This window comes from Alphaproteobacteria bacterium, assembly GCA_018063245.1.
GTDB lineage: Bacteria > Pseudomonadota > Alphaproteobacteria > JAGPBS01 > JAGPBS01 > JAGPBS01.
The window spans coordinates 1-24,056 of record JAGPBS010000033.1 but is presented as its reverse complement, the minus strand read 5'-3'; the positions used below and the strand labels follow the sequence as shown (position 1 = coordinate 24,056).

20 protein-coding genes and 3 tRNA genes are annotated in these 24,056 nt (G+C 40.6%); 11 read left to right on the top strand and 12 right to left on the bottom strand.

The annotated features are described in order from the left end of the window. Nucleotides 1-504: DNA mismatch repair protein MutS (locus KBF71_05825; GenBank protein ID MBP9877835.1), on the bottom strand; the 504-nt coding region annotated here is incomplete at its 3' end. 152 nt (nt 505-656) lie between these two features. On the opposite strand from KBF71_05825, the gene KBF71_05820 reads away from it, so the two are divergent. Both KBF71_05820 and KBF71_05815 read left to right on the top strand, forming a co-directional pair. Next, nucleotides 657-2,936: an NADP-dependent malic enzyme gene (locus tag KBF71_05820; protein ID MBP9877834.1), complete on the top strand. Its 2,280-nt coding sequence runs from the start codon at nt 657-659 to the stop codon at nt 2,934-2,936. An 8-nt stretch (nt 2,937-2,944) separates the two neighbouring features. Continuing rightward, nucleotides 2,945-4,258, top strand: a complete 1,314-nt coding sequence (locus KBF71_05815; GenBank protein ID MBP9877833.1) for a hypothetical protein — start codon at nt 2,945-2,947, stop codon at nt 4,256-4,258. A 273-nt stretch (nt 4,259-4,531) separates the two neighbouring features. Here the strand turns inward: KBF71_05815 and secG are convergent, their stop codons facing one another. Both secG and KBF71_05805 read right to left on the bottom strand, forming a co-directional pair. Then, nucleotides 4,532-4,879: a preprotein translocase subunit SecG gene (gene secG / locus KBF71_05810; protein MBP9877832.1), complete on the bottom strand. Its 348-nt coding sequence runs from the start codon at nt 4,877-4,879 to the stop codon at nt 4,532-4,534. 116 nt (nt 4,880-4,995) lie between these two features. After that, nucleotides 4,996-5,724, bottom strand: coding sequence for a triose-phosphate isomerase (locus KBF71_05805; GenBank protein ID MBP9877831.1), 729 nt, complete (start codon nt 5,722-5,724; stop codon nt 4,996-4,998). Nucleotides 5,725-5,865: 141 nt separating this feature from the next. On the opposite strand from KBF71_05805, the gene KBF71_05800 reads away from it, so the two are divergent. After that, on the top strand, nt 5,866-7,758 hold the full coding sequence (locus KBF71_05800) for a SurA N-terminal domain-containing protein (protein MBP9877830.1): 1,893 nt from the start codon (nt 5,866-5,868) through the stop codon (nt 7,756-7,758). A gap of 255 nt (nt 7,759-8,013) precedes the next feature. On the opposite strand, the gene KBF71_05795 is transcribed toward KBF71_05800, so the two are convergent. Beyond that, nucleotides 8,014-9,306, bottom strand: a complete 1,293-nt coding sequence (locus KBF71_05795; protein ID MBP9877829.1) for an adenylosuccinate lyase — start codon at nt 9,304-9,306, stop codon at nt 8,014-8,016. Between the two features lie 74 nt (nt 9,307-9,380). On the opposite strand from KBF71_05795, the gene KBF71_05790 reads away from it, so the two are divergent. Continuing rightward, nucleotides 9,381-10,163, top strand: coding sequence for a class II aldolase/adducin family protein (locus KBF71_05790; GenBank protein MBP9877828.1), 783 nt, complete (start codon nt 9,381-9,383; stop codon nt 10,161-10,163). 58 nt (nt 10,164-10,221) lie between these two features. On the opposite strand, the gene KBF71_05785 is transcribed toward KBF71_05790, so the two are convergent. Continuing rightward, nucleotides 10,222-10,401 carry a YdcH family protein gene (locus KBF71_05785; protein MBP9877827.1) on the bottom strand — a complete coding sequence of 60 codons (180 nt, stop codon included), beginning with the start codon at nt 10,399-10,401 and terminating at the stop codon, nt 10,222-10,224. 102 nt (nt 10,402-10,503) lie between these two features. Between KBF71_05785 and KBF71_05780 the strand changes: the two genes are divergently transcribed. Next, the gene (locus KBF71_05780; protein MBP9877826.1) at nt 10,504-11,097 is read left to right on the top strand and encodes a UbiX family flavin prenyltransferase; all 594 of its coding nucleotides are present in this window, start codon (nt 10,504-10,506) and stop codon (nt 11,095-11,097) included. Nucleotides 11,098-11,099: 2 nt separating this feature from the next. Here the strand turns inward: KBF71_05780 and KBF71_05775 are convergent, their stop codons facing one another. Continuing rightward, nucleotides 11,100-12,164: a GNAT family N-acetyltransferase gene (locus tag KBF71_05775; GenBank protein ID MBP9877825.1), complete on the bottom strand. Its 1,065-nt coding sequence runs from the start codon at nt 12,162-12,164 to the stop codon at nt 11,100-11,102. Nucleotides 12,165-12,175: 11 nt separating this feature from the next. Between KBF71_05775 and KBF71_05770 the strand changes: the two genes are divergently transcribed. Both KBF71_05770 and KBF71_05765 read left to right on the top strand, forming a co-directional pair. After that, nucleotides 12,176-13,273: a GNAT family N-acetyltransferase gene (locus KBF71_05770; protein MBP9877824.1), complete on the top strand. Its 1,098-nt coding sequence runs from the start codon at nt 12,176-12,178 to the stop codon at nt 13,271-13,273. Further along, nucleotides 13,274-14,050 carry a YdcF family protein gene (locus KBF71_05765; protein ID MBP9877823.1) on the top strand — a complete coding sequence of 259 codons (777 nt, stop codon included), beginning with the start codon at nt 13,274-13,276 and terminating at the stop codon, nt 14,048-14,050. It abuts the gene before it with no gap. Between the two features lie 118 nt (nt 14,051-14,168). On the opposite strand, the gene KBF71_05760 is transcribed toward KBF71_05765, so the two are convergent. From KBF71_05760 to KBF71_05750, 3 genes are read right to left on the bottom strand one after another with little or no spacing between them, the layout of a single operon-like run. Next, nucleotides 14,169-15,623: an efflux transporter outer membrane subunit gene (locus tag KBF71_05760; protein MBP9877822.1), complete on the bottom strand. Its 1,455-nt coding sequence runs from the start codon at nt 15,621-15,623 to the stop codon at nt 14,169-14,171. Then, entirely contained in the window at nt 15,616-18,768 is a 3,153-nt protein-coding gene (locus KBF71_05755; GenBank protein MBP9877821.1) for a multidrug efflux RND transporter permease subunit, read from the bottom strand. Before KBF71_05755 ends, KBF71_05760 begins: the two co-directional genes overlap by 8 nt. Before the next feature lie 50 nt (nt 18,769-18,818). Then, nucleotides 18,819-20,009, bottom strand: coding sequence for an efflux RND transporter periplasmic adaptor subunit (locus tag KBF71_05750; protein MBP9877820.1), 1,191 nt, complete (start codon nt 20,007-20,009; stop codon nt 18,819-18,821). A gap of 289 nt (nt 20,010-20,298) precedes the next feature. Here KBF71_05750 and KBF71_05745 point away from each other — a divergent pair, with 289 nt between their 5' ends. Beyond that, entirely contained in the window at nt 20,299-21,483 is a 1,185-nt protein-coding gene (locus tag KBF71_05745; protein MBP9877819.1) for a hypothetical protein, read from the top strand. A 30-nt stretch (nt 21,484-21,513) separates the two neighbouring features. Here the strand turns inward: KBF71_05745 and KBF71_05740 are convergent, their stop codons facing one another. The 3 genes from KBF71_05740 to rlmB all read right to left on the bottom strand — a co-directional run bounded on the left by KBF71_05740 (nt 21,514) and on the right by rlmB (nt 23,203). Then, nucleotides 21,514-22,161 carry a carbonic anhydrase gene (locus KBF71_05740; protein MBP9877818.1) on the bottom strand — a complete coding sequence of 216 codons (648 nt, stop codon included), beginning with the start codon at nt 22,159-22,161 and terminating at the stop codon, nt 21,514-21,516. An 86-nt stretch (nt 22,162-22,247) separates the two neighbouring features. Beyond that, a tRNA-Thr gene (locus tag KBF71_05735) sits at nt 22,248-22,323 on the bottom strand. Between the two features lie 115 nt (nt 22,324-22,438). Beyond that, nucleotides 22,439-23,203, bottom strand: a complete 765-nt coding sequence (gene rlmB / locus KBF71_05730) for a 23S rRNA (guanosine(2251)-2'-O)-methyltransferase RlmB (GenBank protein ID MBP9877817.1) — start codon at nt 23,201-23,203, stop codon at nt 22,439-22,441. 271 nt (nt 23,204-23,474) lie between these two features. Here rlmB and KBF71_05725 point away from each other — a divergent pair. The 3 genes from KBF71_05725 to tuf all read left to right on the top strand — a co-directional run. Beyond that, a tRNA-Tyr gene (locus KBF71_05725) sits at nt 23,475-23,560 on the top strand. A 16-nt stretch (nt 23,561-23,576) separates the two neighbouring features. Beyond that, nucleotides 23,577-23,650, top strand: a tRNA-Gly gene (locus tag KBF71_05720). Between the two features lie 144 nt (nt 23,651-23,794). After that, the coding region (tuf, locus tag KBF71_05715; protein ID MBP9877816.1) for an elongation factor Tu at nt 23,795-24,056 on the top strand (262 nt) is incomplete at its 3' end.

Below are 24,056 nucleotides of genomic sequence, written 5' to 3'. Positions count from 1 at the left end.
AACTTCAGTCTGGAAAAGTCCAATCGATAAATCAAGAACAGCAAGACCAAACCTATCTTCGCCTTCATGCGGAACAACGGAAAGAATGAAATTATTTTCATCCGCTTCAAGCAAGTGTTCTTCTGTAAGAGTCCCTTTTGTAATCAGGCGAATCACCTCACGCTTCACAACTGACTTTGCACCACGTTTTTTTGCTTCTTGCGGATCTTCCACTTGCTCACAGACAGCCACATGCATCCCAGCCTTAATCAACTTTGCCAAGTATTGTTCATGAGAATGTACTGGAACGCCTGCCATCGGGATTGGCCTGCCTTGATGTTCACCTCTTTTTGTGAGCGTAATATCAAGAATTTCTGAAGCTTTTACAGCATCATCAAAAAACAATTCATAAAAATCACCCATCCGATAGAATAAAAGCTCATTCGGATAATCTGCTTTAATCTCGAAATACTGAGCCATCATAGGCGTTAGCTTATTGTTTGATTCATCTAATTGCTGTGACATTGTTATTCTCCGCCTATCGATTGAAAAATTGAATCGATGCATTTTTTACTGGATTATCTGGTTTTTCAAGAGTAAAGTCGAAGCCATTATATCATCTCGAATTAATTTTAAAAGAACATACCTACTTTTTATGCAAACAAAGGATCAAAGCTATGTTAGACAAGCCACGCACGACCAATGAAGAAGCTTTAGAAATGCACGCCTCAGGCCGTCCTGGGAAACTTGAAATCGTTCCAACAAAACCACTCACAACACAAAGAGATTTGTCTCTTGCTTACTCTCCTGGTGTTGCTGCGCCTTGTCTTGCGATTCATGAAGACCCTCTTAAGGCCTATGACTATACTGCTAAAGGCAATCTTGTTGCTGTTATCTCTAATGGAACGGCCGTCCTTGGCCTTGGAAATCTAGGGGCACTTGCCTCAAAACCGGTGATGGAAGGAAAATCAGTCCTTTTCAAAAAGTTTGCAGACGTTGATGCGATTGATCTTGAAATCTCAACAGAAGACATTAATGAATTTATCCAATGTGTTCGCTTCCTTGGCGCATCATTTGGCGGGATTAATCTTGAAGATATTAAAGCGCCTGATTGCTTTATCATCGAACAAAAACTAAAAGAATGTATGGATATCCCTATTTTCCACGATGATCAACACGGAACTGCTATTATTGCAGCAGCTGGTCTTATCAATGCACTCGATATCACAAAGAGAAAAATGAGTGACGTCAAACGCCTCGTTGTTAATGGCGCTGGCGCTGCTGCGATTGCTTGTATTGAATTATTCAAATCCATGGGACTCACCCAAGATCAACTCATTATGTGTGACACAAAGGGCGTTGTGTTCGAAGGTCGCAGCGAAGGCATGAATCCATGGAAAGAAAAACATGCGGCGAAAACAAACCTTAGAACACTTGAAGAAGCCATGAATGGCGCAGATGTGTTTCTGGGCGTTTCCGCTAAAGGAGCTGTTGATGGTCCAATGATCAAATCAATGGCAGCAAACCCAATTATTTTTGCCCTTGCCAATCCTGATCCTGAAATCACACCAGATGAAGTCAAACAAGTTCGAGGCGATGCTATTATTGCAACTGGCCGCTCAGACTATCCAAATCAGGTGAACAATGTTCTAGGTTTTCCTTACATTTTCCGTGGCGCACTCGATGTGAGAGCAAAAACCATCAACGATGACATGAAAATTGCTGCAGCAGAAGCAATCGCTGCGCTCGCACGTAAAGATGTGCCTGATGAAGTCAACGTTGCTTACGCTGGTCAAACATTACAATATGGACCAAATTACATCATTCCTGTTCCTTTTGATCCAAGATTGATGGTAGAAGTTCCAAGCGCTGTTGCAAAAGCGGCGATTAAATCTGGCGTTGCTTTGAAAAAAATGGATGATCTCCCCGCCTATCGCACCCAACTTAAAGGGCGCCTTGACCCAACATCAAGCAATCTTGAGCGTATTTTTGAACAAGTGCGCAGCAATCCAAAGCGTATTGTTTTTGCTGAAGGTGAAGAAGAACGCGCGATCAAAGCTGCAATTTCATTTGAACTTGACGGCTATGGAAAAGCCATTTTGATTGGCCGAGAAGATGAGATTCTAAACCGTATGAGAGAACTCGGCATTGATGAGAGCCTCGCACCGGAGATTCAAAATGCAAAACTCTCTGAACACAATGATCTTTATATCAACAGACTCTATGAAAAACATCAACGTCATGGACTTTTGCTAAAAGACAGCCAACGCCTTGTGAATCATGACCGTTATGCCTTTGCATCTCTGATGGTTGACTGTGGTCATGCGGATGGTATCATTGCAGGTCTCACACGCAGCTTTATCAAATGTCATGAGAAAATCAGTAAAGTTATTGATGAGTCACAATCTGATGTCACTTTTGGCCTCTCAATTGCCATGAGTCAAAACAGAACTCTTTTCATTGCTGATACAACTGTTCATCAAAGACCAACCGCTGAAGAGCTTGCAAAAATTGCGATTCAATCAGCTGCAAAAGCACGTGAGCTCGGTCATGTACCGCGCGTTGCGTTACTCTCTTACTCTAACTTTGGCCAGGTTGACAATAAACAGTGTGATGTGATTCAAGAAGCTGTTGCCATTCTCGATCGCTCAAATGTTGATTTTGAATATGATGGAGAAATGTCAGTTGATGTGGCTCTCGATAATGATTTACGGAAAAGAATGTATCCATTCTGCCGCCTTTCTGATGCAGCCAACATCTTGGTTATGCCAAGCTTGAATGCTGCAAATATTGGTGCAAAATTGATCAGCAAAACAGGATCAACGGTCATTGGCCCCATTTTAATTGGACCAACAAAACCTGTGCAAATTGTTCAAATCGGTGCTACAGTTTCTGAAACTGTCACAATGGCTGTTATAGCAGCTCATGATGCAATTTGTAAAAACAGCAAAAAATAATCTGATCCATGACCTTTCTTTTCTATATCATTGCTATATTCTCAATTGGCGCCTGTGTTTGGTTCTACTTGCAATATCGCCTTGATATGGCTCAGCTGGCTCGAATTGCACAGCGAGGCGATTTAAAGTATCTCAAACGCTATTCAAGCACTTTAAATCTGCCTCTCTTACGCAAAACATTTGCAAATTTACCTGACACATCAGACATAAAAAAAGGAGAAAGCCACAGCCTTTCTTTAACTCCAGAATTTTTGAATCAAATCTTTGCACGCTTTCCCTATCCTTTGATGATTGTGAATGATGAAGAAAATATGCACTACATCAACCCTGCAGCGCACAAGATCCTTCATCTCTCAAGCGATGCCATTCGCCAACCTCTCTCCTATTTCCTAAGAAGCCCTGCGCTTTTAAATGGCGTTGCTGAAGTTCTTGAAGGCAAGACAGACTCAACAAAAGTTGAATATATCAAAACAGGCTCCGTTGATCAGCATTTTGATATTCACATTATGAAGTTTGTCACCCTTGTCTCAAAGGACAAAAATGAGGCTGAGGAAACACATCCACTCGCTCTTCTTATCTTTATTGATACAACTTTCTTCTATCGCCTTGAAAATATGCGCTCAGAATTTATTGCAAATGCTGGCCATGAGCTCAGAACGCCTCTCTCAAGCCTTATGGGTTTTATTGAAACCCTCAAAACCACAGCCAAAGATGACGAAGTTGCTAGAGAGCAGTTCTTAACAATCATGGAACAGCAAGCCTCCCGGATGGCTAACCTGCTTGACGATCTTTTATCTCTTTCTAAAATTGAGCTTGAAGAAAATCAATTCCCTGACAAAAAATGTGACCTTGTTCTAATTATAAAACGCGTGATCGACCATGCCTCGCTTGAAGCCAAAAAACAAGACATGGATATCATCTTTCATCCTGGCAAAATCAAAGCAATAGTCCTCGGAACAGAAGATCAGCTTTTTCAAGTCTTTCAAAACCTACTACTCAACTCGATCAAATATGCTCATAAGCACAGCATGATTACACTCTCACTCACAGAGGCAGAGCCTTTAATTGAAAAAAACAAAACAATCAAACGGATTCAGTTCAGCATCCAAGATGAAAGCGATGGCATCCCAGAAAAGCATTTGATGCATTTAACCGAGCGTTTCTACCGTGTTGATAAAGCGCGCTCGAAAGAATTGGGCGGCACAGGTCTTGGCCTTGCGATTGTCAAACACATTGTAAACCGTCACCGGGGCGAACTCATCATTCAAAGCGAAATCAAAAAGGGCAGCTGCTTTACAATTCTATTGCCTCAGGCTGAATAATACTTCAAATAAATATATTAATTATTGCAAAATTGAGACTGCTGCGAAAGTCCAATGAAACCAAAATTACAACTTTCTTCCGTCATTCAGAGTCGCCTCAAGGCGACGTGGAATCTCATGTAATCAACAACTTAGTACAATTTTTATTGAGAAGCTGCAGAGACTCCATCCTCCTAGGCTAAAGCTTCGGGGGACAGGCGGGCCTTTCAGGCCCTCTGAGTGACGCGGATTAGATTTTCACAGCAGTCTCTCTGATTTAAATAAGAATTAGTATCACTTTGCTAATGGAACTGTTGGCTCTTCGACTTTATGTTCAGCTTGTGGTTCTGTTGTTGCTGGTGCAGATGTTTCAGAATCAGTCGATAGTTTATTCATCAAAGATGATTCTTTTTTGCCGCCATGAACGCTTAAGATTGCAATCGCAAGACTCAAAACAATGAAAAGAGCTGCAAGTGTTCCTGTCAATTTTGTCATGAAATTCGCTTGACCTCTCACACTGACGAGGCCGCCAGTTGAAACTGTCCCAAGACCAACACCACCACCCTCTGAACGTTGCATTAAAACAACAACAATCAAGAATACGGTTACAATGATATGCAGAACGGTCAAAATATTTTCCATCGAATTTTCCTTTGTTTCGACAATTACCAAGGCTCATCAACTTGATGACACATCCTGAGAAAATACCACGGATCTTTTCTGAATGCAACCTCTCAAAATATCTTTCTTTCACAAACCTAAAATGAAGCAATCTGATAAAAGGAAGAGGCATCCAAACTCGCCCCACCAACCAGAACACCGCCAACGGCCTCAAGGCTTAAGATCTCTTTTGCATTATCAGCCTTCACTGACCCACCATAAAGCACCGGAAAGCGATTCTGAATTTTATCCAATATAAAGCCATGCATAGATTGAATATCGTCAATAGAAGCCGTACGACCCGTACCAATAGCCCAGATTGGTTCATAAGCGATAACGCATTTGCTATTCAGCCCTTTTACACTTAAAGAATCCCTTAACTGCTCTGCAATAATATCAAAAGCTTGACCTTGCTCACGTTGCTCAAGATTTTCACCCACACAAATAATAGGCACAAGACCAGATTCAATCGCTTGATCCGCTTTGAGTGCGATCAAATGACTGGACTCAGCATGATATTGCCGACGCTCAGAATGCCCCACAATAACGTATAATGCGCCCACATCACTCAAAAGAGATGCCGCCACATCGCCCGTATAGGCGCCTGATTTCTGTGCTGAGCAATCTTGGGCTCCAACTGCAATATTCAAAGATTCAAATGCTCTCTTTGTAAATGATAAAAGCGGAAATGGCGGGCAAATCAATAAAGTTGCATCAGACAATAAGGCTTTCTGATCCGTTAGTTTCTTCCAGTCACGCGCAAATATTTCAACATCAGCAGTCTGATGGTTCATTTTCCAATTACCGGCGATTAATTTCTTTTGCATCGAGAATAGCTCCTTTATTTTTTTCTAACATACCATGGTCGTCAATAAAAAGAGTAGGCAAAATTAAAAAAATCAGGTAAATTTTAAGCGTTGCTCATCTACATTTAACTATCAACCTACAGCTATAACGAGAAAATTACCATGCTTCAAATCTTCCGCAATGCGTCTAATACGATTATCGTCAAGGTATTATTTGGCCTTATCATTCTGAGTTTTGCAGGTTGGGGACTCTCAGGTGTTTTTGCAAGCAGCACAAGCAATCAAAATCTCGCAAAAGTGGGGGGACAATCAATCACACCACAAATGCTCTATGGACAATTCAATAAAAATTTTCAGCAAATCCAAGCGCAGTCCGGTGGAAAAATCACAAAAGACCAAGCCATTTATGGAGGCCTTGTCACTCAATCACTCGACCAATTGATGTCTATGAGCCTTCTCACTCAAGCTGCCAAAAGAGCACATATTAATGTCAGTGAGGATGTTGCAGTTCAAAAAATTAAAACAATGCCTGTCTTTTTAGATGAAAATGGCAAGTTTGACCCTAAAAAACTCTCACAAATTCTCATTCAAAACCAAATCCCTGAGGATGCTTTTGCAAAATCAATCCAAAATGATATTGCTTTGCAAATGCTTCTCGCATCAGTTGCCCCTATTATTGAACCTTCAAAAGAACACCTTAGTCTTGCCTATTGGCTCTCTCAAGAAACGCGGAGCATCGATACTTTCTTTTTAAGTAAGGACTCAGTCAAATCGCCTGATGATCCAGGTGATGATATCTTACAAAGATTCCTTGAAAGCAAATCATCGAGCTACAAGATTCCTGAGACAAGAGATCTGACCTATATCAAAATCCAAAAGAAAGATCTGTTGAAGGATATTGAAATCCCCGAATCAAACTTACGTGAGGTCTATAATAATAACCTCGATAAATACACAATCCCTGAGAAAAGAAGCATCAATCAAATCGTTTTTGAGGATGAAGAAAGAGCCGATTCTTTTTTAACACAGCTCTCACAAGGCAAATCATTTAATGAGGCCGCAAAAACACTCAACGTAAAAATTGCGAACCTAACTCATCTCAGCAAGAATGATGTGATGTTCCCTAATTTACGTGACTTTATTTTTAGTTCAAAAACAGGTGATGTCAGCCGTCCGTTAAAAACATCTCTTGGGTGGATTATTGCAAAATTAGAAAACATTGAACCTGCTCATATTAAAATGTATGAGATGGTTAAAGACGACCTAAAAAATCAAGCTCTTGAAGGTGAGATGCATTCAACGATTGATAATCTCTCAAAGAACTTAGATGACCAAATCGCAGCAGGCAAAAGCCTTGAGGAAATTTCTCAATCCGAGAAACTCTCATTATATCGGGCGAAAAGCATTACCAAAAACGGTATGATCCTGAAGGATAAAACATCTGTCAAATCAGACCTTCCAAAAATCCTGGTGGATGAAACATTTAAGCTCAATCCAAGTGAAGAAAGTCCTCTCTTTGAAGATGAAAATGAAAATATCTTTCTTGTTCGTCTTGATGCTAAAAACGATGAACGTGTCTCTCATCTTGATGATATTAGACCGCAAGTTTTGAGTGACTGGATTGCTGAAGAAAAAAGACAAATCCTCTTTTTACAAGCAGAATCTATTATTAAAAAGGCTGAAGAAGGCGCTTCTTATGAATCTCTTGCACAAGATTCAAAAAGTATTTTACAACATATTGACAATATCAGACGTATGGATGAAAAAAATACAAACAAAGCCGTTCCTGATGCTCTTTACTCTGAACTGTTCCACTATGGTGAAAACGAAATCTTTAAAACAGAAACACCTAAAGGTTTCCACATCACAAAGATCTCAAACATTGCAATCAGCAAACAACCAAGCGATGCCGATCTCAAACAATTTATTCCAGCAGTTGAATCTGAACTGAAAAATGATGTGATGTCTCTTTATAGAGAAGCCCTCATTCAAGAGATTGGGATGACGCGTGACGATGTGGCAGTCCAAAAGTTCATCAAACAAATGCTGCAGTAAATCATTACTAGACTGAACACCTCTTGTTCATCAGCAACTATTATTTTTGACTTCAAGAGGCGTCATTCAGAGCCACCTCCTTGAGAGGTGGCTCCTGTCCCGCCGAAGCTTTAGCGTAGGAGGATGGAATCTCATCTTCTCTAACGCGTCATGCTGAATTTATTTCAGCATCTCTAGATCCTGAAACAAGTTCAGGATGACAAAAACTCTATCTTCTACCCTGAGACAGATCTCATTTAAACATGAGGGTTTGTATTAAAGAACCCGATCAAATAAAAAATCTACATGACGATTAAAATGGGCTTGTGAACAGATCTCTGTGATTTGATCTTTCGTAAGATAGATTAATATTTGTGCATCCTGGCAAACCTCTTGAACAAAATCTGTCCTCTTTTCATGAGCAACGAATGCATTTTTTTGAACCAAATCATAGGCAAGTCCTTTCTCACACCCTGCATCTGTCAGGGCAAGCAGTATGGTTCCAGAATAAAAAGCGCCTCTTGTAAGGTCCATATTCTGAGTCATCTTCTCTGGAAATAGATCTAAGTTTTGAATCAATGAACTCAGTCGTGAGAGAGCAAAATCAAGCGCCAAAATCATATCAGGCGCTATGATACGTTCAACGGATGAGTGTGAAATATCACGTTCATGCCATAAAACAACATTTTCAAGAGCGGGCACAATCAAAGAGCGAATATACCTTGAAAGGCCGGTGAGGTTTTCTGACAGAACAGGATTCCGCTTATGAGGCATTGCACTTGAGCCTTTCTGCTTTTTACCGAACCCTTCAGCGAGCTCCCCCACTTCTGTTCTTTGCAAATGGCGAATTTCAGTCACAAAGTTCTCAATTGAGGCAGCGATTAGGCCAAGGGTTGAAAAAAAAGCAGCATGACGATCACGTGGAATCACTTGCGTTGAGATAGGTTCAGGCCTAAGGCCTAATTTTTCTGCAACATACGACTCAACACGTGGGTCGATATTCGTAAAATTCCCCATGGGTCCTGATAAAGCACATGTTGAAATATCGTCTTTGACTTTCTTTAAACGCTCTAAATGACGCTCAAACACAGCAAAATGATTTAAAAATTTGAGCCCCATTGTGATTGGTTCACCATGAATACCATGACTGCGCCCAATACAAGGTGTCATCTTATAAGTCAAAGCCTTCTCTTTTAAATTTGCAAGAACAGACTCAAGGTCAGCAATCAAAATGTCTGCAGAATCCTTTAGTTGTAAGGCAAAAGCCGTATCAAGCACATCTGATGATGTAAGACCTCTATGCAAATACCGAGCGCTCTCTTCACCAATATTTTCTGATAAATTCTGCAAAAAAGCGATCACATCATGCTGTGTTTCTTTCTCAATTTCAGCAATACGGTCAATTGAAAATTTTGCTCTTGATTTAATAGTTTCATAAGCATCTTGTGGGATAATTTCAAGTGACGCCTGCGCTTCCGCAACATAAATTTCTATCTGCATCATTAAGGAAAAACGATGTTCAATATCCCAAATATGAGCAATTTCTGGCCTTGAATAGCGTGGTATCATTTTTCACATCCAAATTCATTTTTCTGTTACAATATCACGAAACTGAACCAAACATAAAGAAAATAGCTTATATAATGAAAATACAATCGGACCCTTCGCTTCTCAATTTAACTGCCGCTCACCTCCTCCATGAAATCCGTTGCGATTTATCAGTTGCAGCAAGATGGATCGCCAAACTCGACCTACACGAAGGCGTGAATAACCATCTTTCAGTTCGACTTGACAACCATTTTCTGATCAACCCATATGGTCTTTCATTTGAAGAATTATATCCAAATGATTTTATAACTGTTCCACTAGAATCAGATCAGATCACATTACAACAATCTAATAAGGTCAAGGTTGAAAAAACCGCTCTCACCATTCATGGTGCCATTCATAAACAAATTGAAGATGCCTATTGTGTTATTCACACACACATGCCATATGCAACGGCTCTCGCCTCTCTTGAAGATATGACTCTGCCGATGATCAATCAAAATGGTGTCCGCTTTTATCAATCAATCGCCTATGAAACCGATTATAATGGACTTGCTCATGATACAAGCGAAGGGGAGAAATTTTCTGACCTTTTGGTTGATAAAAAGGTGCTCCTTTTAGCAAATCATGGCGTTATCATTACAGGCGCCTCAATTGCAGAGGCCCTACATAACACTTACTATTTTGAACAGGCCTGTCAAAATTATATAATTGCTTTATCCACTGGCCGAAAGCTCAATATCATCCCTGATGACGTTGCTAACAAAGCATCAGTGCAAATGAAAAACGATCATGACTATGCATATCAATTGCTTCGTTCCGCTCATAGCTATTTCAATAGTATCCAGTCCGACTCATCTGATCTCATCGATTTCTAGTCTCAATTAAAAAGAGCCATTCACACGAATGGCTCTTTTTTGAAATTCTTATGATACTTTAATGGATTTTATGTTTCATCATTTCATCACGAATTTTCAATTTTTCTTTCTTGAGCTCGTGGAGCCTGTGATCATCCGGATGAGGGCGTTTTAATTCATCTTCAATCATTGTTTCAACATCATGGTGTTTACTTTCTAAAGATTGAATATGATTCTCTAAACCACTATAATGCGACATAGGTATCCTCCTTCTGTTAAAAATTGAAAAAACCAACGATGAACAACAATCTGCTGTCCACCAACCATTATATACCTAAATTGCTCATTAAAGGATAAAAAAATGATCAGCGATGGAAATAATCTGCTACCAAACAAAAAAGATAGACTCATCGTCGGGATAACTGGTGCATCTGGCGTCTTATATGGGATTCGCCTCCTAGAACTCTTAAGAGAAATGGATCTCTTTGAAACACATCTCATTTTATCACAGGCCGCTGAAATTACCATCGCCCATGAGACAAATTATAAAATCAAAGACGTACTGGCTCTTGCAGATGTATTTTATAAGCCAACCGATATTACAGCCAGCATTTCTAGCGGAAGCTTTATCACCAAAGGGATGATCATTGCACCATGCTCCATGAATACATTAGGTGAAATCGCAGCTGCAATCACAGGCTCTTTAATCTCACGGGCCGCCGATGTGGTGCTAAAAGAAAGACGACACCTTGTTTTAATGACAAGAGAGTCACCGTTACATCTCAACCATCTCCGCAACATGGTACGTGCAACTGAAGCTGGGGCAATTATAGCGCCACCCATGCCTTCCTTTTACACAAAGCCATCAAATATGATTGAGGCAATTGATTACCAACTCATCCGTATTTTGGATCTTTTTGGGATTCACATCGCAGAGAACAAGCGCTGGCAGTAAGCCTATCTTTTATGTTTTAAAAAATGAACAATTCTCTTGGCTATAAAGATTAATCGCCACAATAATGTTCTTTTATAGAGAACACAGCCATGAGCAGCTCTCGCCATTGGCAGCCAATCTCTTTTATACTGATCATCTCCTCTTCCAAAGTCAATCTCTCTCACCTTCTTATTGGCAAGAACATAGTCAAAGCTTTCATGAAGCAAAAGACTTCCTGGTGAATATTTTTGGTAAGCCTGATCAAAAGCCAATTTATAGATCGCAAAAATACCAGCTTTCCACTCAAGCCATATTTGCGCTGCAACCGGCTGATCATTAAAAGTGAGAACAGAGATCAGCAACCTATTATCTTCATTTGCAGCCTCAACGAATCGAGACATAAAGCCAGAAAAAGGTTCTTCTTTTTGCCACGCCTTTTGATAAACAGCATTATAAGCCAAAAACCCTTGCTCTAAAGTTTTTCCTTCATAGAAATGCACCTGTACATCAAAATCATGTTTTGCTTTTTTACCCTTACGTGTCAAAGTATGAGCCAATTTTGATGGCAATTGATCAATCACTATCGATTTTCTATCTCTAAAAATATCATATCGCTGAATAAAATGAGTGTAGCGCTCATGCAGAAGCTTTTTCTGCTCTCCACACACAAGCATCTCATCAATAAATTTACTATCAAAACACGTATCTAATGCCAAAAGATCAAACTCAGATACAATAAAATAATTGACTAAGGCTCTTGCCAAGCGATGATAATCAATGTCAGCCTTATGAGCGCTGATACCATAATCACAACTATAGAAATTGCTCAAAGGCATTAAACATTTTTGAGTGAACAAACGATAGAGTTTCTTTGTCTCTGCTCTCATCGGAAGGCAAGCCATCGGCTTTCCCTCATGATCATCATAAAAGAAACAAAGAACCAACTTAACTTGTCGCGTGAAGCATGTTTCATATAAAAGAGTAACCCAAGGCAAGCCGCAATAAAAATTCATATTGCCAGCCTCTCGTAAAAAAGCTTTTTCCGCGGATGAACATTCATCAATAGAATTTTTAATAGAAAGATGCATATAATAGCCTCATGGACAAATCACAATTCACACGATTTTCTCTCATTCAACCAAATAATCTTCAAGATATTGAAAAGATTTGGATTAATTTTTCATTAATTTCAGAACCTTCTTTTTTTCAGTCTTGGCCTTTCATCAAGCAGGTGATTCTCAGCTCTCAAGAGACATCTTTTTACTTTCTTGAGATCCGTAACAGCCACAATCTTATTATAGGACTTTGTCTTTTTGGTGAACAGACAAAATATCATTTTCTTAAGAAAACAACAACCTACTATCTCCATCAAACGGGATTGCCTAAAAAAGATCAAGTCTATATCGAATATAATGAGCCTCTATTTCATCCGGAACATAAAATGGAAGCCTTGCACCATTTTATGTCATTCATACAATCCAAACCCCTTGATCACTTTATCTTAAGTGGCATCAAATCGTCTCTATACTCGATCCTCACAGAATATCTAAAGATCAACACATTAAGTGAACAATCATCTTATGGCGTCAACCTTAACCAGCTGCGTACAAGCGGGCAATCTTACGAAGATAGCCTCGGAAAAAGTACAAAACGACATCTCACAAAGGCTAAAGATCATTATAAAACACTCTCTCTCGACTTTGCTCAAGATGAAAATGAAGCCACAACCTACCTTTTAGAGCTTGCCTATCTCCATAACTTTTCTTGGCGACAACGCAAAATCACTGGCGCCTTTGAAAATCAAGATTTTCTGAATTTTCATCTGTCTCTCATCAAAACAACCTTTCAGCAAAAGAAAACACATCTGGTCAGAGTGAAGGGGGAAACGGAGATTCTCGGGTATTTTTATTTCTTTGATCAAAATGGCGTTATTTCTTATTATCAAAGCGGGATTTCATATAAAGCTGATGGACGGATTAAACCAGGTCTTTTGGCTCATGCAATATTAATCCAATACTTTCTTGAGAATGGAAAATCTTTTTATGACTTCATGGCTGGCAATCTCTCTTACAAAGAGGCTCTCGGGAAAAAACATGAAGTTCTTTATTGGATTGAAGCCAACGTAACATATATTGATAAAATTCGGTCTATCCCAACTAAAATACGCAATAGACTGCATCCGAACCCCGAGGAATAAATGACATCACTCTTAAAAATTCTATTTCTACCCCCTATGCTTTTCATCAATTTAGCACTCATATGTCTCTCTTTTCACCTCTTATACAAAATAACGAAAACACACAAGACAGCAAAAAAGAAGCTTTATAAAATTGCCTATGCTTCATTGGTCGCTTTGTATATCACATCAACGCCCATTTATGTATATGGGCTCTATAAAGTCATTGAAGTTCCAGAAAGCAGACTGAATCTTACGCCTAGTATCCCACCACAAGCAATCGTCATTTTAGGAGCCGGTGTTAAATCTGGCGCCCTTGAATATGGGGGAGAAACTCTCGATGACACAAGTCTCGAGCGCGTTCGCAGAGGCGCCATGATCTATCGTAAACAACCTCTGCCCATTCTCGTTTCTGGAGGTAAGTTCCCAAAAGAGCAAAAAGCAACTGCAAATTATATGGCCAATGTGTTAATCAATGAGTTTCATGTTCCCGTTGCATATCAAGAAGATCAATCCCTGACAACCTATGAGAATGCGCTCAACACCAGAAAAATTCTTCTTGAAGGGAAAAACATCAAATCAATTATTCTTGTCACCCACGCTTATCATATGCACCGCGCTCTTAATATTTTTGAGAAAATGGGATTCATTGTAACGCCCGCCCCTACTCTGCCGATGGCACTCCCTTTTTCAGGCAAAAACTTTTTACCATCTCCTAAAATGATCTATCCAAGCTTTCTCGTTATGCATGAAATGATCGGCTCCCTTTGGTATAAGACCAAAAGTGGAATTCAATGACGATTGGCATAAGACCAATTGTCAGATTAAATCAGACGAGTGGATTTAAAAGTGAGGCTGCGCAAGCCTATATAAATAGGTGCGCAAAGCCGAATCTTGAAAAATCCATTTGGATCATTTAAAAATGACGATTGGCATTAGACCATCCACCACCAAGAGCTTTATACAGGTTTACGATAGAACTCAAATACGTCAGCTCAGCATTGATGGCCTCGATTCCAGATTGATCATAACCACGCTGAATAATCAAATAATCAAGCTGCCTGATCAAGCCTGCATCATATCTGAGCTTAATTAAGCGTAATGTCTCAGCATAAGATTTTGCAGATGCCAGTGCATTTTGACTACCCATCTTTGCGTGCTCTTCAGCTTTCAAGGCATCAATCGCTTCCTTGAAAGCACCTTGAACGACTTGTTGATAAGCAACAACTGCCTGATCTCTGACGGCTTCTGCCTCTCTGACCTGAGAGCTGGTTCGACCAAATTCAAGCAGCGGCATAGTTGCAGAACCACCAGCATTCCAGTAACGTGCTGATCGTTTCAGCAACGTACTGCTCTGCGTACTATCAAGACCAATCAATGACGACAATGAAATCTTTGGAAAGTAATCTGCTTTTACAAACCCAATTTGTGCATTGGCGGCAATCAAATTTTGTTCTGCAATTTGAATATCAGGGCGTCTTTCAAGTAAATCTGACGGCAGCATCTTCGGCAAAATCGGTGAAAGAGCTGCGTAGTCTTGCATTTTTCTTTTCACTTTATAAGAGTGCTCTACAATCTCTCTTGGCGTTTCACCAACTAAAACTGCCAGCGCCGTTTGCTGTTCTTGTCTCGACTGCATCAGAACAGAAAGAGCAACACGACTCGACTCTAACTCAGCCCGCATTTGATACATATCTGTAAGAGGAATCGCTCCTAAGCGAGCTTGCTCATATTCATATCGATATGATTCTTCATAGGATTTCACTACAGATTGCGTAAAATCAATTTTTTGATCCAAGGCCTGTAAATTAAAATATCCATTGGCAATATCTGCGATTAAAACAAGCCTGACCAGATCGCGATTGATTTCTTCAGCCATCAAGGTTGCCCGTGCAGCCTCTGTCGCTCTCCTGAGTCTGCCCCATAAATCAATTTCATAACTCAAGAGAGCTGACATTGAATAATCATTGTAGGGAATGGACGGAAGAGGCGTTGTAAAAGAATGCTTTCTTTCACTATTGCTTGTTCTCACAAAAGCAGCTGTTCCGTCAATAGAGGGGAATTGATTCGCTTGTGTATAACCCAACTGAGCCCTTGCCTCATCAATGCGATAAGTTGCTTTTAAAAGATCTTGATTATACTCAAGTCCATGAGCGATCAATGTCTCTAACATCGGATCTTTAAAAACTTTCCACCAGTCGAGTGCAATGTGAGCCTGATCTGAGTCATGAGCATGAAGCGATACAGCTTCTTTTCGCTGAGACACCGCACTTGATTGCTTCACGCCTGCTGGAAGATCTAACTCAACTGGCTTATAATCTGGACCAACCGCACAGGCCGATAAAAAGAAAACCAAAAAGAGACTACGCACGCGGCACCTCCGGATCTCCGGCAGGCTCATCTGACTCTTTCTTTTTTTTATCAGGATCTGCAAGCTTTGTAATCACTACATAAAACATTGGCACAAAGAATGTTGCAATCAAAGTTGCTCCAAGCATTCCGCCAATAACACCTGTACCAATTGAGTGACGGCTCCCTGCCCCTGCACCTGAACTTAGAGCCAACGGCAAACAACCCAAGATAAAGGCCAAAGATGTCATCACAATCGGACGGAATCTTAATTTGGCTGCATCAATTGCTGCATCAAGAATAGATTCGCCCTCATCGCGCTTCATCACAGCGAATTCCACAATCAAAATCGCATTCTTTGCGCTCAAACCAATCAAGGTCAACAGGCCAACCTGAAAATAAACGTCGTTGGTCAGACCTCGCATCAAAACAGCAAGCACAGCACCAAAAACCCCAAAAGGAACAGCCGTTAAAACAGCAATCGGTAGAGACCATCTCTCATATTGAGCCGCTAGAATCAAGAAAACCATCAAAATCCCGAAAAAGAAAGTCAAACCACTCGTTCCACTACTTGCTTTTTCCTGGAAAGCAGAGCCTGTCCAGGCCAATGTATAGTCAGAACTCAAAGTTTCTGCTGCAACTTCTTCCATCGCCTGCAATGCTTGTCCTGAGCTGTAACCTGGTGCAGGCCCTCCTAAAATCTTGGCTGCAGGGAAAATATTGAATCGATCCACCAGATCAGGACCAATAATACGCTTCACATGAACGAGTGTATCGAGCGGAATCATTTCTCCTGCTGCAGATCTCACAAAGACATATCTCAAATCTTCCGGCTTTTCTCTAAAGTCAGCATCAGACTGTAGGCTCACTCTAAAAATACGACCGAGCATACTAAAGTCATTCACATAAAAGTTCCCGAACGTACTTTGCATAGCTGAAAAGATTGAATCTACTGAAACGCCCAAAGACTTTGCTTTTAAACGATCAAGTTCAACATAATATTGGGGTACATTTGCTGAAATTGTTGTCTGCAATCCTGTAAGCTCTGGCCTTTTCCTCGCCGCTTCCAGATAAGCATTTGTTGTATCAGCCAAGGTTTTTATATCAGCTCCTGAGCGATTTTGTAAATAGCCTTCAAAACCACCAGTCAAACTGATCCCCGTAATCGGCGGCGGGTTAAAGGAAAGCACAACAGCATCTTGCATTTGTGAACCAATCCCCATAATCCGGCCTGTCAAAGATTTTGCATCTGAACCTGGCTTTGGTCTTTCATTCCAGGGTTTTAAAATCACAAATGATGCTCCTGCGCTGCTTTTCAAAGAAAAACTAAAAATATCAAAACCCGCAAAGGTCACAATTTCTTGGATCTCTGGCTGTTCCAGCATGGCATCAGTCATTGCTTCTGTAACGTGAATGGTTCGATTCAAAGCTGTTCCAGGCAATAAAATATCCATAACAAGAACATAACCTTGATCTTCATCTGGCACCAATGAGCCCGGAAGACGGAAAAACATAATCATCGTCGCAACCAAAAACACACCAAAAAGAGCAAATGACAGCATGAGATGTTTAATCAGAAACTCAACGCCCTTCATATAAAGCGCCACAAAAGCGTCAAACCCACGATTGAAGGCGCGAAAGAATAAATTAGGCTCATCATGGACAGGCTTAATAATAAGAGCACAGAGAGCCGGTGTTAAGGTCAAAGCCACAATCCCTGAGATCACAACTGAAATGGCAATCGTAATCGCAAATTGCTTATACATTTCCCCTGTCATGCCGCCCAAAAATCCAACAGGCACAAACACCGCACACAAAACAAGCACAATCGCAACGATAGGACTCGAGACCTCTTTCATCGCTTTAATCGTAGCCTCTTTGGGAGAAAGTTTTTCAGTTGAGAGAATCCGCTCCACATTCTCAAGGACCACAATCGCATCATCCACAACAATCCCAATTGCGAGTACCAGACCAAACAAAGTAAGCAAGTTTATGGAAAAACCCAGCAAATACATGCCTGCAAATGTCCCAATTAAGGACACAGGCACGGCCAGAATTGGAATGAAAGTCGCTCGTAAATTCTGCAAAAAGATAAAGACAACCAATACAACAAGTAAAATCGCTTCACCAAATGTCTTCACAACTTCCTCAATTGAGACCTTCACAAATGTTGTTGTATCAAAAGGTAGACCGTACTTAATGCTTTCTGGGAAACGCTTTGACAATTCTTCCATCTTTGCCCGAATGGCCGAGGTTGTTGACAAAGCATTGGCGCCAGGCTGTAAATATAGCCCCATTGCAATGGCCGGTTTACCTTGATAGGTTGCCTGAAAGCTATAATCCAAAGCCCCCAGTTCAATGCGCGCAACATCTTTTAAGTAAAGTGTTGCACCGTTCGAGTCTGAGCGCAAAATAATGTTCTCAAATTCTTTCGGATCAACAAACCGACCTTGCGTTGTCACGGTATAAGTAAAGGCCTGTGGATTGTTCATAGGCTCTTGCCCAAACTGACCTGCTGCAAATTGAGAATTTTGTTCTTGAATGGCCACGGCCACATCATCAGGAGTGAGCTTATATTGAGCGAGTCGATCGGGCCTTAACCAGACACGCATAGAATAATCTTTTGCACCAAAAATAGAGACATCCCCAACACCAGGAACACGCTTCAATTCATCAACAACATTGACCAATGCATAGTTACTGATAAAAATGGGATCATATCGCCCATCCGGTGAGTACATTGTAATCACCTGCAAAATAGAACTATTTCTTTTATTAACAGTGACCCCTTGCCGTCTCACCTCTTCAGGCAATCTGGCTGTTGCAGCTTGAACTCTATTATTCACATCAATCGATGCCTGATCAGGATCCGTGCCAATATCAAACGATACAGTTAAAGACATAGCACCACTGTTTGTGCTTGTTGAGCGCATGTAAATCATGTGAGGAACACCATTGATTTGCTGCTCAAGAGGCGCTGCAACTGTACTTGCAATCACTTCAGCACTTGCTCCTGGGTAATTTGTGGTCACAACAACATCAGGCGGGATAATGTCAGGATATTGCGCAATCGGCAAGGTGAACATTGATATCAAGCCAGCAAATACAATAACAATCGACAAGACAGAAGCAAAAACGGGTCTCTCAATGAAAAAACGTGAAAACAATTCTACTATCCCTTTTTTATTCTTATCTCAATAAGCTTTTCTTACCAAAATCACTTCTTTTCAGGCGTGTTCGGTGAATCTTTATTTGTCGTATCTTTTGTATCTTTTGTATCTTTTGGAGCCTCTGGTTCCTTCACTTGAACTGGTGCACCTGGTCTGGCTTTAATCATCCCGCCAATAACAACATGATCACCCGCACTCAGACCTTCTTCAATCAGGCGATTCGTGCCATTCAACAAACCAATCTTGACTGGCTTGATTTGCGCTTTATTATCGCCATCAACAACATAAACGAACTGCCCTTGTGGACCTTGCAAGATCGCCTGATCCGGAACAGCAATCGCATCCTTTTTTACAAAACCTTTCACAATGAGTCTCACGAATTGTCCTGGCAGAATTTTTGCATCTTCATTGTTCACAATGGCTCTGGCATGCACAGTTCCTGTTTGCAAATCAATCACACTATCCATAAAATCGATGAGTCCTTCATGAGCATAGGTTGTACCATCATTCAGGTGGATCTCTGCTCGCAATTTTCGATCTTCTGGCAAAGCCATTTTTCCCGCCGCAATCTCTTTGCGTTGCATCAGAATATCTGCATCCGGCGCTGCAAAATTGATATAGATAGGATCAAGCTGCGCTATCTTTGTGAGGATGCTCGTATCAGCTGCCACAAGACTCCCTTCTGAAAGGCCTTCTTGGCTTGTCACGCCTGGAATTGGCCCGATAATCTGGGTATATCCTAAATTAATTTCAGCCGTATCAAGCTCTGCTTTTGCCTGCTCATAGGATGATTTTGCTGTTTCATATTCAAGAGGACTCACAGCCTTGACTTTTATGAGCTCACTTACGCGAGTCCAATTGCTTTCTGATTGAAGAAAAACAGCTTTTGCTTGAGCAAGGAGAGCCTGGAAAGGTGCCGGATCAATTTCAAACAACAAAGCATTCTGCTTGATAAATTGCCCTTCGACATAATGGCGTTTTTTGAGAATACCGCTCACTCTTGGGCGAATTTCAATTTCACGAAACCCTGCACTGCGTCCTGCATACTCAAAAGTAACAGGAATATCCCTTGGCGCAATCTCAAGAACCGAAACAGCTGGCGCTGGCATCGCATTTGGATTTGAACCACCCGGTAAACGAAACCCAAAAAAATACAACAAACCACCTATGGCGAGCAAAATCAGCACTCCGCCGGTAAGGTATTGTAATTTATTGTTTTTTTGATCGTCTTCCGTCATTCTTTTATTTTTAAACTCACTTTATCTGATCAAGTTTAAACGATATCATTTCAGAAAAACAGGAAAAAATAACTAAAGATCCATTTACGATTTCTCCTATCACCTTGACTTATTCCGCTTTTTAAGCTAGTGTAAAAGCATGGCTAGAAATTTACCTATATCATTTCACTTTTCATTCTTTTTTGCGCTCTAGCAGCGCAATCATTTTCCACACCCTTTTTTGCTATTCTTTTCACCTCTCTTGCTCTTACGCAAGTCAGATTTACTCAATTTTTTCAATGGAAAACAAATGACTTACAAACACATACAAAGCATCCTGCTTATTGTCGGAACGGCCATAGGTGCCGGCATTTTAGCCCTTCCCATCTCAACAGCCTCATGTGGTTTTTGGGGCGCACTTTGCGCTCTTTTCATCACGTGGATTTTCATGAGCTTTGCAGCTTTTAATATGATTCAAGCGCGCCTCAGTTTTTCTGGAGATGTCGATTTAGCAACCATGACAACAACTCTGTTAGGCAAAACCATGAATCAAGTTGTTCAATTTACCTTTTTAATTCTCTTAATGGCCTTGATTTCAATGTACATCACAGTTGGCTCTAAATGGATCATTGAATTGACACAGACTTACCTTGGCATCAAACTCACAACTCTCAGTGCTCAAATTGGTTTTTCGTTCCTGCTTGGGGCTATCATCTATAGCGGCCTTTCAAACTTAGCACGTATCAATCAACTTATAACAGGGGCAAAAATTTTCTTTTTAACGATGCTTATTGTCTCAGCTATGCCTGCCGTTCAAAAAGATTATTTAATCTCTTTTGAGCCACAGGAGATTCCAAACACATTAAGCATGCTTTTAACAACCTTTGGTTTTTCGATTATTTTACCTTCCCTTGCTGGCTATCTGAATCATAATCGGCAAAGTCTCTACAAGGTATTGGCAATCGGGACAATTATTATTCTCCTGGCCTATGTCAGCTGGGAACTCGTTGCCTTTGGCGTTATCGGCACTGACGGGCTCATGCAAATAGGAACATCACAAGATAAAGGAACAGGGGTCATCAATCAATTGAGCACACTGGTCACCAACGATTCGTTTCATAAATATAGTTTCGGCATTATGCTCACGGCTGTTGTTACTTCTTTTTTAGGTGTGGGACATAGTTTATTTAGCTACCTGAAAGATGCACTGCCGGGTCGTATCAATCACCGAAAATCAATGCTTGCCATGGCAATCGGATTTTTACCTCCTTTGCTCATTCTTCAAATCTATCCTGCTGGGATTGCATCGATTCTTAGCTTTGCGGGTATTTTTGTCGCCTTCATCCTTGGTATAGTCCCAAACTTAATGGTTCTTTCAAAACCATATCAAGATCGCATGGGACCCAATTCAAGATTAATGCTGTGCGCTGTTCTCTTGAGCCTTCTTTTCTTTGGATACATTATTAGCCTTGAAATCGTCAGCAGGCTCTTCTAGAAAAAAAGCCCTTAGCAGCCCTAAGGGCTTTTAAATTTGCTCGAAATCTTTTGTTTCAATTGAGTAATTCTCAAGCTTTCCTGTATCAACAGAAAAATACCAACCATGCAATGATAACGAACCTGCAAGCACTTTCTCTCTAATCCAAGGAAATGTCATTAGATTTTCTAACGACACAACAATACTGTGCTTCTCGCAACATTGATTCTTCTCAGCTTTTGACAAATTTGCATGATGCAACTCAACATGATTTCTCGCTTTTAAACTGATCTGAACCCAGCTCTGGATAAAGCTGAACTGTTTTGCCGACTCTTGTTTTGTTAAATCAGACTCCATTAAAGCATTGATACCACCACACTGGCTGTGACCTAAAATAACAATATTCTCAACACCCAAATGACAGACTGCAAATTCTAAAGCCGCACTGGTTCCATGAAAGGAATCAAAGGCAGGCTGATAGGGAGGTACAAGATTCGCAACATTGCGAACAACAAACAAATCACCAGGGTTTACATCAAACAAGATAGAAGGATCAACCCGTGAATCACTACAAGCAATAATAAGCGTTTTAGGAGACTGCCCTTGCGTTGAAAGAATTTCATAAAGACTACCATCTTTTATAAAATGACGCTTATGAAAACGCTGATAACCATCTAACAGATTAGAAATTGTTGTCATGAGTTGCCTCGTTTATAATGATGCTGTTGATGAATAATAATACAGAACAAACTCTAAAAAAGTTCTGACAATGAGGGACCAAAGAATGGTGCCGGATGTCGGACTTGAACCAACGACCTACCGCTTACAAGGCGGTTGCTCTACCAACTGAGCTAAACCGGCGTTTCCTCTCAATATTAAAGGGCAAACACAACTTTAAAAAGCCGCTGCCGCTTTAATGTGACTACATTATCCATTTTAAGCCAGAAAGGCAAGATGAAAAATGTCATTTTCAAAATTATTTTAAAAAGGAAAGACGCCACGCATAAAAAGTTGCAGCTGCAGCATTTGCAACATTTAATGTCGGTAACGGCTCTTGGGTTGGCAATGCACAAAGCTGATCACAATTCTCACGAATCAAACGACGCAGCCCCTTTCCTTCTGCTCCCATAATCAAAACAGTTTTCTCCGGAAATGCAATTTTATGCAGAGCTTCAGACCCTTCCTCTGCAAGGCCATAACACCAATAGCCCTTCTCTTTCAGAAAAGCCATAGTCGCTGATAAATTATTCTCTTGAATATAAGGCAAATACTCAACTGCGCCGGATGCATTTTTTGCGATGATTGGCGTAATGTCAGGACTATTTTTTTCTTGCACAATCAAAGCCTTTGCTCCAAAAGCACAAGCGCTCCTCATGATAGATCCGATATTCTGAGGATCCGTTACCTGATCCAGAATGACCACAAAATGAGGCTCTGTTTCATTTTGCGCAACAATTTCATAAAGACTCGGCTGATCAAGAGGGTTTGTATAAAGCAGAATTTGTTGATGCACAACACCTGGTGGCAATTTCTGCTCAAAGAAATCTTTTGTTTTCACGATCGGCTCAGGCCTTTTTAGCTTCTGCCTTTTGGCTTCTGCTAGCGTTTCAGAAAACTCAGCAAGGCTTGACTGACTTAAAATCAGCTGCGAAATTTGTCTGTCAGGATTCAAAAAAGCCGCCCTTACAGCATGTATCCCATAGAGATAAGGGGATGATGAGGAAGATTTAGAAATACTCATAAGATCTCTCTTTCAAAAAAATCAGCATTTGGTCTGCACGCACTCTAGCGCATTTTATCAAATTTGTAAATGCTGTCTTTACTGAGGAGCCCTAATTCCTTCATTTAGCTATATTTTCCAATGAGAATTACCCTCACCCTCATTTTTATAAAAATATTTTTTTTCAAAAAACAAAAAAAGAGGATTGACTTTTTCTGAGAAATCCTGATATTTAACATATTGTTTTTTATTCGCCTAAAAATGGCCGAACAAAAAACACCTCATAAAATGAGGAGGGGTGGCCGAGTGGTTAAAGGCATCAGACTGTAAATCTGACCGCGTATGCGTTCGTAGGTTCGAACCCTACCCCCTCCACCATTTATAGGCTTCATAAGCGGGTGTAGCTCAATGGTAGAGCTCCAGTCTTCCAAACTGGTGACGAGGGTTCGATTCCCTTCACCCGCTCCATATCCCCCCCCCACCAAAAAAAGATGATTTTTTTTCGCCTCAACTCTTTACATCTATAGAGATTAAGAGTAGAATCCGTCTTATCAATCTTAGTAAGAATTGAATTAACTGCACGACGTATCAAGACGTATATAGGAGATAACGATGTCAAAAGAAAAATTTAAGAGGGATAAGCCTCACTGTAATATCGGAACGATTGGTCACGTTGACCATGGTAAGACGACGCTGACAGCAGCAATCACAAAAGTGATGTCAAAGTCAGGTGGAGCAATCTTCTTGGGCTATGATCAGATTGATAAAGCACCAGAAGAACGTGAACGCGGTATTACAATTTCAACAGCACACGTTGAATATGAAACACCAAAGCGCCACTATGCGCACGTTGACTGCCCAGGCCACGCAGACT

Coding starts and splice junctions, on each gene's coding strand:
- KBF71_05745 (MBP9877819.1), top strand. CDS start 20,299: ATGACTTACAAACACATACAAAGCATCCTGCTTATTGTCGGAACGGCC.
- KBF71_05815 (MBP9877833.1), top strand. CDS start 2,945: ATGACCTTTCTTTTCTATATCATTGCTATATTCTCAATTGGCGCCTGT.
- KBF71_05820 (MBP9877834.1), top strand. CDS start 657: ATGTTAGACAAGCCACGCACGACCAATGAAGAAGCTTTAGAAATGCAC.
- secG (MBP9877832.1), bottom strand. CDS start 4,879: ATGGAAAATATTTTGACCGTTCTGCATATCATTGTAACCGTATTCTTG.
- KBF71_05750 (MBP9877820.1), bottom strand. CDS start 20,009: ATGACGGAAGACGATCAAAAAAACAATAAATTACAATACCTTACCGGC.
- KBF71_05775 (MBP9877825.1), bottom strand. CDS start 12,164: ATGCATCTTTCTATTAAAAATTCTATTGATGAATGTTCATCCGCGGAA.
- rlmB (MBP9877817.1), bottom strand. CDS start 23,203: ATGAGTATTTCTAAATCTTCCTCATCATCCCCTTATCTCTATGGGATA.
- KBF71_05800 (MBP9877830.1), top strand. CDS start 5,866: ATGCTTCAAATCTTCCGCAATGCGTCTAATACGATTATCGTCAAGGTA.
- KBF71_05795 (MBP9877829.1), bottom strand. CDS start 9,306: ATGATACCACGCTATTCAAGGCCAGAAATTGCTCATATTTGGGATATT.
- KBF71_05785 (MBP9877827.1), bottom strand. CDS start 10,401: ATGTCGCATTATAGTGGTTTAGAGAATCATATTCAATCTTTAGAAAGT.
- KBF71_05765 (MBP9877823.1), top strand. CDS start 13,274: ATGACATCACTCTTAAAAATTCTATTTCTACCCCCTATGCTTTTCATC.
- KBF71_05780 (MBP9877826.1), top strand. CDS start 10,504: ATGATCAGCGATGGAAATAATCTGCTACCAAACAAAAAAGATAGACTC.
- KBF71_05740 (MBP9877818.1), bottom strand. CDS start 22,161: ATGACAACAATTTCTAATCTGTTAGATGGTTATCAGCGTTTTCATAAG.
- KBF71_05805 (MBP9877831.1), bottom strand. CDS start 5,724: ATGCAAAAGAAATTAATCGCCGGTAATTGGAAAATGAACCATCAGACT.
- KBF71_05790 (MBP9877828.1), top strand. CDS start 9,381: ATGAAAATACAATCGGACCCTTCGCTTCTCAATTTAACTGCCGCTCAC.
- KBF71_05770 (MBP9877824.1), top strand. CDS start 12,176: ATGGACAAATCACAATTCACACGATTTTCTCTCATTCAACCAAATAAT.